The 10,096-nt window shown below is 43.2% G+C and carries 10 protein-coding genes, 1 tRNA gene and 1 rRNA gene; 8 read left to right on the top strand and 4 right to left on the bottom strand.

Annotated elements, in window-relative coordinates; translation table 11 throughout:
* From rrf to L2747_RS14695, 4 genes are all read left to right on the top strand, one after another.
* A 5S ribosomal RNA gene (gene rrf / locus L2747_RS14710) occupies positions 1 to 109 on the top strand; the annotation flags it as partial.
* Between the two features lie 96 nt (positions 110 to 205).
* Positions 206 to 282 (top strand) — tRNA-Asp (locus tag L2747_RS14705).
* Between the two features lie 362 nt (positions 283 to 644).
* Positions 645 to 896: a YkgJ family cysteine cluster protein gene (locus L2747_RS14700; protein WP_248999768.1), complete on the top strand. Its 252-nt coding sequence runs from the start codon at positions 645 to 647 to the stop codon at positions 894 to 896.
* 51 nt (positions 897 to 947) lie between these two features.
* Positions 948 to 1,397, top strand: coding sequence for an Rrf2 family transcriptional regulator (locus tag L2747_RS14695; protein ID WP_248999767.1), 450 nt, complete (start codon positions 948 to 950; stop codon positions 1,395 to 1,397).
* On the opposite strand, the gene L2747_RS14690 is transcribed toward L2747_RS14695, so the two are convergent.
* The 4 genes from L2747_RS14690 to gpmM are packed head-to-tail and all read right to left on the bottom strand — an operon-like array spanning position 1,365 to position 6,071.
* Positions 1,365 to 2,138, bottom strand: a complete 774-nt coding sequence (locus tag L2747_RS14690) for a divergent polysaccharide deacetylase family protein (RefSeq protein WP_428848522.1) — start codon at positions 2,136 to 2,138, stop codon at positions 1,365 to 1,367. The two genes, L2747_RS14695 and L2747_RS14690, sit on opposite strands and share 33 nt — an antisense overlap.
* A gap of 6 nt (positions 2,139 to 2,144) precedes the next feature.
* Positions 2,145 to 3,350 carry a S41 family peptidase gene (locus L2747_RS14685; protein ID WP_248999765.1) on the bottom strand — a complete coding sequence of 402 codons (1,206 nt, stop codon included), beginning with the start codon at positions 3,348 to 3,350 and terminating at the stop codon, positions 2,145 to 2,147.
* Positions 3,351 to 3,382: 32 nt separating this feature from the next.
* Entirely contained in the window at positions 3,383 to 4,516 is a 1,134-nt protein-coding gene (locus tag L2747_RS14680; protein WP_248999764.1) for a murein hydrolase activator EnvC family protein, read from the bottom strand.
* Between the two features lie 10 nt (positions 4,517 to 4,526).
* A complete protein-coding gene (gene gpmM / locus L2747_RS14675; protein WP_248999763.1) occupies positions 4,527 to 6,071 on the bottom strand; it encodes a 2,3-bisphosphoglycerate-independent phosphoglycerate mutase in 1,545 nt (514 codons plus the stop codon).
* Between the two features lie 239 nt (positions 6,072 to 6,310).
* On the opposite strand from gpmM, the gene L2747_RS14670 reads away from it, so the two are divergent.
* The 4 genes from L2747_RS14670 to L2747_RS14655 all read left to right on the top strand — a co-directional run bounded on the left by L2747_RS14670 (position 6,311) and on the right by L2747_RS14655 (position 9,980).
* The gene (locus tag L2747_RS14670; RefSeq protein WP_248999762.1) at positions 6,311 to 6,745 is read left to right on the top strand and encodes a rhodanese-like domain-containing protein; all 435 of its coding nucleotides are present in this window, start codon (positions 6,311 to 6,313) and stop codon (positions 6,743 to 6,745) included.
* Positions 6,746 to 6,976: 231 nt separating this feature from the next.
* The gene (secB, locus tag L2747_RS14665) at positions 6,977 to 7,462 is read left to right on the top strand and encodes a protein-export chaperone SecB (protein ID WP_248999761.1); all 486 of its coding nucleotides are present in this window, start codon (positions 6,977 to 6,979) and stop codon (positions 7,460 to 7,462) included.
* A gap of 4 nt (positions 7,463 to 7,466) precedes the next feature.
* A complete protein-coding gene (gene gpsA, locus L2747_RS14660; protein ID WP_248999760.1) occupies positions 7,467 to 8,486 on the top strand; it encodes an NAD(P)H-dependent glycerol-3-phosphate dehydrogenase in 1,020 nt (339 codons plus the stop codon).
* Between the two features lie 309 nt (positions 8,487 to 8,795).
* A complete protein-coding gene (locus L2747_RS14655) occupies positions 8,796 to 9,980 on the top strand; it encodes a BaiN/RdsA family NAD(P)/FAD-dependent oxidoreductase (RefSeq protein ID WP_248999759.1) in 1,185 nt (394 codons plus the stop codon).
* Positions 9,981 to 10,096: the final 116 nt, after the last annotated feature.

Genomic DNA, 10,096 nt, shown 5'->3' with positions numbered 1-10,096 from the left:
ACCATAGAGTTGTGGCACCACCTGAATCCATTCCGAACTCAGAAGTGAAACGCAATATCGCCGATGGTAGTGTGGGGTCTCCCCATGTGAGAGTAGGTCATTTCCAGGCGCTAATTTAAGATTTTCATTGAAAATCGAGTCTCCTAGCCCTGACAAGCTAGCGACTTAAAAAGCATTTAGCATAATGCGTAAGCACTTTGCTAAAGGAGCGGTAGTTCAGTTGGTTAGAATACCGGCCTGTCACGCCGGGGGTCGCGGGTTCGAGTCCCGTCCGCTCCGCCAACATAAAGACGAAAGCCTCATCGAAAGATGAGGCTTTTTTCGTTGTGATAAGCCCTAGCAACTCTTATAAACAAAGAGTGCTAGGGCTTTTTCGTGTTTGTGATTAAAAAATTATAGTGATATACATAAGCGCTTTGCTAAAGGAGGCGGTCACTCTCAACCATCCATGGTTTTCGTGGCATTTATGATTGAAGATGGAGATGATTGAGGTAAGCTCAATGCAAAAAGTTCAATCTGAATTGTATACACTGATCACGGTTCTACAATATCATGTGGCACTTGCTGTATAGTATGTGACTTCGCACAACTCTCCAGCGGCTGATAGAGCTATAATATCGTTGGTATGTTAAAAGGTTTTTAAGATGGATTGCCGTTTAGGCTGTGGTGCTTGTTGCATTGCGCCTTCAATTACTACACCAATTCCTGGTATGCCTGAGGGTAAACCTGCTGGAGTAAGGTGTATTCAGCTCAATGAACAAAACTTGTGTAAGCTGTTTGGCCAAGCTGAAAGACCAGCCGTATGTGGCTTATTCGCCGCAACTGACGATGTGTGTGGAAAAACAGATACAGAAGCGTTATGGCTAATTAGTACATTGGAAGCCGCAACAAACTAATAGAAGCATTGTGTAGGCTTCACTCGATATTTATTTTACGGATTGTGATTAATGCAGTTAACTCGTTATACAGATTATGGTTTAAGAACGCTGATGTATTTAGCGTTAAATTCTGAGAGAAACTCACTATTTCGTATCTCTGAGATAACTGAAGTATTTGATCTGTCAGCTAACCATATTTCTAAAGTGGTTCATCACTTGGGTAAACTAGGTTACTTGCAAACTGTCCGTGGTAAAAGTGGTGGCTTTAAACTTGCGAAACCCGCTTCTGAAATCAATATAGGCCAAGTTGTACGTTCATTAGAGAACTCGCTAGCACCTATTGATTGTAGTAAGCCTTATTGCTTGCTTACTCCTGCTTGTCAGCTAAAAGGTGTCTTGGGAGAGGCTGTAAATGCCTATCTTGCTGTTTTAGACGCATACACGTTGGATATGATTGTGGTTAATAAGCAAGAACTGAAATCTTTATTACCAGATCTTTCTATCTCTATCTTGCAGTAATTCGCTTTGCTCTGCAGCTGTCACGACAACCTGTTGTGGCAGCAAGCTTGAAGCGGGAACTAATTGAATATTTTCTGCATCCAGCCTGTAAAGATTCGTTGTTAAAAACGCAATAGTTTCAGGATAAGGGTGTGCGATCACTACTATTTTTTTTTTAGTTTTTGCGAGTGTAATTGCTTGTTGAAATTGCTTTTCTAAACCACTCTTCGATTTATCGTTATCTAAAAATATTTCTCTTTTCAATGAAGGTACACCCACTGAACGTGCAATAATGCCTGCTTGGGTATATTTCGTAGTTCTACTGTCTATAAAGTAAATGTCATGCAGTCGCAGCGACTCCATGACCCAGCGCATAGGTGTATCCAATTGGGTTAATAAGCTGCCCATATGGTTGTTTGCACCGGTCACATGGGGAACACTTTTGATAGCGTTGGCTACCTGTGTTTTTAGCTCGTTTTCGCTCATGGCATTGGTTAGTGCGCCTGCACCAATTGCTTTGCCATTAAGTGCTTGCATAGGTAGGTGGACTAAAATTTCGTTTCCTTGCTGATAAGCCTTAGTTGCTAGGTTCTTACCAAGCGGAGTGTGCGGCAATATAGAAAGGGTGATGCTTGCAGGTAAGGTCAGCACTGCTTTATCTGATTGACGGTATCCAATATCGTCAATGATGATGGCAATTTTGCTGGCGAAAACACTAGCGCTTGGTAACAATAAAAGTATCAGTAAAAGAAAGTAGCGCACTGGTTATTATTTTTCTGCCTTAATCCAAGCAATAGCTGAGTTGACTAATTCGTCTTGCTCAACTGTGTCATGGAGTGAATTTGTATCGATTATAGGCATACTTTCCGGATCTGATATAGCCTCAAGCGCAATTTTTATATCTGGTTCAATACCTTTCGCGTGAATATCCCTTCCATTCGGTGTGGTGTACTTGGCGATTGTTAGTTTAATTGCACTTCCATCCAATAAGGTTGGGATCAAGCTTTGTATCGTGCCCTTGCCAAAGCTTGTTTGACCTAAAAGTTTAGCTCGACCGTTGTCTTGTAATGCGGCAGCTAGAACTTCTGAAGCAGATGCAGATCCTTTATTAATTAGGACTGTCATTGGGATATTTGCTGCCATGATCTGTGGTGAAGCGTAATAGTCAGAATTGGCATCGAAAAAACGCCCTTCTGTAGAAACAATGCGTCCTTTATCAAGGAAAAGATCTGCAATTGTAATCGCTTGATCCAGCAGGCCGCCAGGATTGTTACGCAGATCGAGGATAATGCCAGTTAGTTGTTCTGACTGCCAAGCTGATAACTGTTTTACCAGTTTGGGAGTGGTATTTTCTTGGAAACTTGTCAGGCGAATATAGCCAATCTTATTATCAAGAATTTCGGCTTGTACTGAGTTAATCGCGATGAGTGCCGGGGCTAACACTACTGTATAGTGATCTTCAGAATTAGCACGTAGCATTTCAAGCTCAATAGGCTCTTTATCAAAGCTATGCTGTTTAATTTCTTTGAGCAGGTTTTCTAATTTATCTGCAGTTACCACTTGATTGTTGAGCTTAATAACTCTGTCACCGGGCTTGATACCTGCAGCTTCTGCTGGGGACTCGGCAAAGGGAGTGATAATGGTAATTTGATCATTGTCGGTGGCAATTTCTACCCCAAAACCAAAGTATTCACCATTGTTAGTTTCTTGCATGCTAGTAAAGGTTTGCTTATCTAAGAAGCTAGAGTATGGGTCTAGCTCATTAAAGATCCCTGTAATGGCCGCTTCTATAAGCTGCTCTTCAGACATCTTGTCGACGTAGTAAGTTTCTACGGTATCGATGACATCGAGCAAAACAGGATAATTTATACGAGATTTATATTGCTGAGTGTGCTCTTGCCCAACAAGAGTTAGTGATAAACCTAAGACAAGACCGAAAGTAACACAACTAAAATAGCGTATAAATTGAGACATAAAAACCCCTATATAATAAGGGGTTATGTGTCTTAGCGTTTACAGTACCTTGCAGGATCGACCGCTTGCCCCTTGTGCCGTACTTCAAAGTATAGGCCAGGCTGGGTCTGTCCACCTGAACGACCGACTAAAGCGATCGATTCACCTTTGCGTACTGTGTCGCCAGCGCTTTTCAATAGTGCCTGTGCATGGCCATATAAACTCATATAGCCTTTACCGTGATCAACGACTAAGACCATACCAAAGCCGCGTAACCAGTCGGCATAAATTACCTTGCCATTGGCTATCGCATTCACATCTTGACCTTCTGATGCTGAAATAGTTACGCCTTTCCATTTTACTTGGCCGGATCGTTTACTACCAAAGGCTGATTTTATTCGTCCTTTGGTTGGCCACTTTAGTTTATGGCGGCTCGATAGCCCGTCATAAGAAGGATTGTTTTGCATTGCAAGCAAGGCTTGTTCAACCACTCTTTTGAGGCTAGCCTCTTCTATTTGAAGTTGCTCAAGCTTTGCGCCGCTGCTATTTAAGGTTCTCTGCAGTTGCGTTAGGGTGTTTTGTCGTTGTGATTGCTCTTGATTGAGCTTTTTAGCTTGCTGCTGTTGTTCAATCACGAGTTTGTTAAGCTGTGTTTTTTGGTTTTGCTGCTCAACCTGCACTTCGTCTAACTCTAGCAGGGTCGTTTGTAACTGCTTTATAGAGTCAATTCTGGCATTGTTCAAATACTGGTAGTAAGCGAGTAGGCGTTCGATACTCGCAGGAGATTGCTGGTTAAGTAGCATCTTGCTGTAGTCATGATTTCCAGCTAGATAAGCGCTAGCCAACTGATTAGAAAGTGATTTTTGCTGTGCAGTTTTTAGTTTATTCAGCTGGGTTTGTTTACCGTTGAGTTCTGCAATTTTCTTATCTGTGACGGTTAAGTCTTGTTTAGTACGGTTAACCTTAGTCGCCGCTAGAGCAATCGCCTTTTCATCTTCTTTAAGTAAAGATATCAGTCGTTCCCTTTGTTTATTGGTATTTTTCACCGCCGACTGTTGCTTGTTGATCTGTGCTTGAATTGATTTCAGCTCAGACTGGCGACGCTCGAGATCGCTGGCATTTACCGTTAAAGGGAGTGATAGAAAGCCAGCAATAATGCTGGCTTTGATAAAAAATCGAATGTTCAATTGTTAACTCTTACTCTTTGAGTTTTATTATCGAGCGACCTGTCATCTCTGCAGGCACTTGTTGTCCCATTAAGGTTAACATAGTCGGCGCTAAATCACTTAAACGTCCGCCTTTTTCGATCTCTGCGTCACGTCCGACGTAAATTAATGGCACTAATTCGCTAGTGTGCGCAGTATGTGCTTGTCCAGTTGATTCATCTGTCATCTGCTCAGCATTACCGTGGTCGGCAGTAATTAAACACTCTCCACCCACTTTATCTAGTGCTTTAACAACACGACCAATGCAAGTATCTACGGCTTCACAGGCTTTAACTGCTGCATCGAAGTTACCTGTGTGGCCGACCATGTCACCATTTGGGTAGTTACAGATGATTACGTCATATTCAGTCGATTCAATGGCTGCAACTAACTTGTCAGTCAATTCTGCTGAGCTCATTTCTGGCTGTAAGTCGTAAGTCGCGACTTTTGGTGATTGGATCAGTATGCGGTCTTCCCCTTTAAATGGCTCTTCTTTACCGCCATTAAAGAAAAAGGTCACGTGGGCATACTTTTCTGTTTCTGAAATACGTAATTGCGTGAGATCGCGGTTTTGTAAAGTTTCGCCAAGAGTGTTTACTAGGTCTGTTGATGGATAAGCAATTGCTGCGTCGATATCAGCGGCATATTCAGTCAGCATGACAAAGTTAATCTTTGGTGTTACTGCACGTTCGAAACCGTCAAAGTCTGCATTTACGAAGCTACGAGTAATTTGGCGAGCGCGGTCAGCACGGAAGTTCATAAAAATTAGCGCGTCGTTATCGGCTAGTTTTGCCACATTACCCTGTGCATCTGGGATGGCGGTACTGGCAACAAACTCATCATTTTCATCACGACTATATGCTGCTTCTACTGCTTGAACAGCCGTAGCACTTTGGTGCAGGCTTTTGCCTTCACTAATTAGCTCATAAGCTTGAGATACACGGTCCCAGCGGTTATCGCGGTCCATTGCATAATAACGACCAATCACTGATGCGACTTGACCAGTACCTAAGGTTTTGAATAGCTCTTCAAAGTGAGCTAAGCCTGGTTTGGCGCTGCGTGGTGGCGTATCACGACCATCTAGGAATGCGTGTAGATACACTTTTTTTGCACCACGTTTTACTGCAAGGCGGCACATGGCTTCGATATGATCTTGGTGGCTGTGAACCCCACCAGGAGATAACAGCCCCATAATATGTACTGCACCATTGGCTTTAATCGCTGCGTCTACAGCAGATGTTAGTGCTGTGTTGTTATCAAACTCACCATCGTCGATAGATTTACCGATACGCGTTAGTTCTTGGTAGACAATACGGCCTGAGCCGATGTTGATATGTCCGACTTCTGAGTTACCCATTTGGCCATCAGGCAGACCAACGTCGATACCAGAACCTGAAATTAAACTGTTTGGATATTTTGCATTTAACTGATCTAATACTGGTGTATTTGCATGAAAAACAGCATTTTTTTGTGTGTTTTCACGGTAACCCCAGCCATCGAGGATCAGCAATGCCAACGGGCGTTTGCGTGTCGTCATGGTAGTACCTTTAAGTTTAAAAAAATAAGTTTTAAATCGGAATTGGTTAAATATTACTACCAATTGCCGTCAGGCATAAAGACATTTACCTAGATTGCTGTTATCGAATTTGCTTGTTGATGTTATTTGTTAAGGAACTGAAGCGCGCCAAGCGTGACTAACATTCGGTATTCTGTTGTAACCGATGGTATACTCTGTGCCCTCATTATATTTGGCCCTAAAAAAGTAGGCAGTTAACGATGCAAGAATATATGGAATTTTTTAAAGCAAACCCAATGCTAAGCATTGCGTGGGTTGGTTTATTCGTTGGTCTTATCGTTGTGGTATTCAAGTCTAGCGTGTCTAAAGTTAAAAACGTTAATCATCAAGAAGCGACTCTGATGATGAACAAACAAGACGCTAAAGTCGTTGATGTACGCGGTAAAGAAGAGTTTAAGAAGGGTCATATCGTTGGTGCGGTAAATTTACCATTAGCTGATATAAAAAATAATCAGCTTGGTACCCTTGAAAACGCAAAAGCTAGTCCCATTATAATGGTATGCAACGCTGGAATGACTTCATCTCAAGCTGCTCAACTGATGGTAAAACACGGTTTTGAAAACGTGAATAACCTGAAAGGTGGTATGGGTGAATGGCAGTCAAATAACTTGCCTGTTTCAAAAAGCAAAAGATAGAAGTGTTAGTGTAGCCATTGATTTTTTGTTGAGTTATTGATTAGAGTGTTAACGCTTAACTTATTGTGGTTACCGGCATTGAAATGAGGGAGAGACTCCCTCCTAAAAAGCGTCTGTTGACTAAATAAATCAAAAACCGGGACAGTGAATTGGGATACTCCCAAGCTTGCAAAGCCCTGAGACTGGCTCTTTTGAAGTAGCCTCATTAACATTTTTTAAAGGTAGGATAGTATGGCTGAAGTAGCAAACAACGAACAACAAGGTCCACAATTCAACATTCAACGTGTTTACACAAAAGATATTTCTTTTGAAACACCAAACAGCCCAGCTGTTTTCCAAAAAGAGTGGAGCCCAGAAGTTAAGCTTGATCTAGATACTCGCAGCAACAAACTATCTGATGACGTATTTGAAGTTGTTCTTTCTTTGACTGTTACTGCTAAGAACGGTGAAGAAACTGCATTCCTATGTGAAGTTCAGCAAGCGGGTATCTTCGCTATCTCAGGTCTAACTGAACAGCAGTTAGCTCACTCTTTAGGTGCATACTGCCCTAACGTTCTTTTCCCATATGCTCGTGAAGCAATTGGTAGCCTAGTAAGCCGTGGTACTTTCCCACAACTTAACCTAGCGCCAGTTAACTTTGACGCACTATTTGCTCAGTATGTTCAACAGCGTCAAGCTGCTGCAGCTGAAGCACCAGCAGAAGAAGCTAACGCTTAATAGCATGAAAAACACTGCCGACATTACGGTACTGGGGGCGGGCTCTTACGGGACCGCCCTTGCCATTTCTTTAGCGAGCAATGGCCACAGAACCATGCTTTGGGGCCATGAACCCGAGCACATAGAAAACCTAAAAAACGACAAGTCTAACGAAGCGTTTTTACCAGGTATTCCGTTACCAGATTTACTGATCCCTGAAGCGGACTTAGCAACAGCATTAGCGGCATCTAACAATGTGCTCGTTGTTGTGCCTAGCCATGTTTTTGGATTAGTGCTAACTCAAGCAAAACCGCTGTTACGCAAAGATTCGCGTATTGTGTGGGCCACTAAAGGTCTAGAGCCTGAGACTGGCCGCCTAATACAAGATGTTGCCCGTGAAGCTATTGGTGATGAGTTTCCTCTTGCCGTGTTATCGGGACCAACATTTGCTAAAGAACTAGCAGCCGGTATGCCTACAGCGATTTCGATTGCAGGCACGGATCCTCAGTTTACTAAGGATTTGGTTGAGCTGTTGCACAGTCCTAAGCGTCTGCGTGTTTACGCTAATGACGACTTTATTGGTTTACAGCTTGGCGGCGCAGTTAAAAACGTTATTGCGATAGGCGCTGGCCTGTCAGACGGTATCGGTTTTGGTGCGAATGCAAGAACGGCGCTAATTACTCGCGGCCTGGTTGAATTGACTCGACTTGGTGAAGCTATGGGGGCACAAGCCTCAACCTTTATGGGAATGGCTGGCCTTGGTGACTTGGTACTGACTTGTACCGATAACCAGTCGCGTAACCGTCGCTTTGGTTTAGCATTGGGCAAAGGCTCGGATGTTGAAACCGCGCAGCAAGAAATTGGTCAAGTGGTTGAAGGGTATCGCAACACTAAAGAGGTCTATACGCTAGCGAAGCGTTTGGGCGTAGAGATGCCGATTACCGAGCAAGTCTACCAAGTCTTGTATAAAGGTAAGTCACCGGTTGATGCAGCTAAAGAGCTACTCAGCCGTGAGCAAAAGTCTGAGACATCGTCGGCAGAATAGTTTTGCTGTTATTAGATTGAACAATTTGTTCAGTTGATTGAAAACCGAAGCTTAGCTTCGGTTTTTTGTTTTTGCGGTATTGAGTTGTTGAATCTAACCCTTCCATGTATCGGCTCCCTTCAAGTTGTTCATGGCGTAGATGTTGATAGTGGTATAAATACTTCCATGTATAACTACCACTTCATGCCATCCATGGCGAAGCTGGTATAAATACTTCCATGTATAAATAACAATGCTAAAATAGCGCCCCCTTTTATGCTCAAAACTTATCCCAGTTTTGAGGCTAGCTACGTTTTTAGGAGTTATCGAGTGAAACATCATGACGTCATCATTATTGGAGCCGGAGCGGCAGGCCTTATGTGCGCAGCCTCTGCAGGTTACCGTGGCCGTGATGTGCTAGTGCTTGATAACGCTAAGCAAGCAGGTCGTAAAATTCTTATCAGTGGCGGTGGTCGTTGTAACTTCACCAATCAGAAAGTTGAGCCTGCTAACTTTATCTGCGGTAATGGTCACTTTGTTAAATCTGCCTTAGCACGCTATCGTTCAAGTGACTTTATCGAATTGGTTGAGCGTCATGGCATCGAGTATCACGAACGTGATCATGGCCAGCTGTTCTGCAATGACTCAGCTAAAGAGATTGTGACCATGCTACTTACGGAGTGTGAGTGGGCTGGCGCGCAAATTAAACTGCGTACTGAAATTAGTGAGATCAGCAAAAATGCAGATGGCTTGTTTGAACTGATAACCGACAAAGAACACTACTCTTGTGAGTCGTTAGTGCTTGCCACTGGTGGCTTGTCTATGCCAAAACTGGGCGCATCTCCTTATGGTTATCACATTGCCGAACAGTTTGGTTTAAAGGTGCTGCCAACCCATGCTGGTTTAGTACCGTTTACTTGGCACAGTGATCAAAAGCAGCGCTTTGAGCCGTTATCAGGCATTGCGGTACCAAGCACTATCACTGCTAAAGACGGTACTCAATTTAGTGAGGCATTGCTATTTACCCATCGTGGCCTATCTGGCCCTGCAATTTTGCAGATCTCTAATTATTGGAATCCGGGCGAAGCGATCAGCATTAACTTGCTACCGGGTGAGGATGTGCGTGCAAAGCTACAACAAGCACTTGAATCCAGCCCAAAGCAAAGCTTACGTAATGCCTTATCGCAATGGTTACCTAAGCGTCTAGTTGAAGTGCTATTTGAAGAGCCTTTGCTGAATAAAGCGCTTAACCAGTTAGTTCATGCAGAGTTAGAGCAATTGGCGCTGAATCTTGAGTCTTGGACTTTAGTCATGAATGGCACCGAAGGTTACCGCACTGCAGAAGTGACTTTAGGCGGTGTAGATACTAATGAATTATCCTCAAAAACTATGGAAGCCAAAGCCGTTTCAGGTTTGTACTTTATTGGCGAGGTTATGGACGTAAGTGGTTGGTTAGGCGGGTTTAATTTTCAGTGGGCGTGGAGCTCTGGAGTTGCAGCTGGCCAAGCTGTATAGCCATTTTCATCCGTTAAAATGTTGTCGTTTTGATTACGCTGAGTCGTATTGCGTCTTGGCGTAATTGACGCTCAATAAACAGTTTGTTGCTGTTTGTTTTATGCCTCTCACATGTT

The sequence above is a fragment of the Shewanella marinintestina genome, from assembly GCF_023283845.1.
GTDB classification, from domain to species: Bacteria; Pseudomonadota; Gammaproteobacteria; order Enterobacterales; family Shewanellaceae; genus Shewanella; species Shewanella marinintestina.
Note: the sequence above shows the minus strand (reverse complement) of the source record. Positions and strands in the feature narration are given on the sequence as shown.

What these genes read in the sequence shown, in the direction of transcription:
- L2747_RS14695 (WP_248999767.1), top strand. Translation starts at nt 948, where the DNA reads ATGCAGTTAACTCGTTATACAGATTATGGTTTAAGAACGCTGATGTAT.
- L2747_RS14700 (WP_248999768.1), top strand. Translation starts at nt 645, where the DNA reads ATGGATTGCCGTTTAGGCTGTGGTGCTTGTTGCATTGCGCCTTCAATT.
- gpsA (WP_248999760.1), top strand. Translation starts at nt 7,467, where the DNA reads ATGAAAAACACTGCCGACATTACGGTACTGGGGGCGGGCTCTTACGGG.
- L2747_RS14670 (WP_248999762.1), top strand. Translation starts at nt 6,311, where the DNA reads ATGCAAGAATATATGGAATTTTTTAAAGCAAACCCAATGCTAAGCATT.
- secB (WP_248999761.1), top strand. Translation starts at nt 6,977, where the DNA reads ATGGCTGAAGTAGCAAACAACGAACAACAAGGTCCACAATTCAACATT.
- gpmM (WP_248999763.1), bottom strand. Translation starts at nt 6,071, where the DNA reads ATGACGACACGCAAACGCCCGTTGGCATTGCTGATCCTCGATGGCTGG.
- L2747_RS14685 (WP_248999765.1), bottom strand. Translation starts at nt 3,350, where the DNA reads ATGTCTCAATTTATACGCTATTTTAGTTGTGTTACTTTCGGTCTTGTC.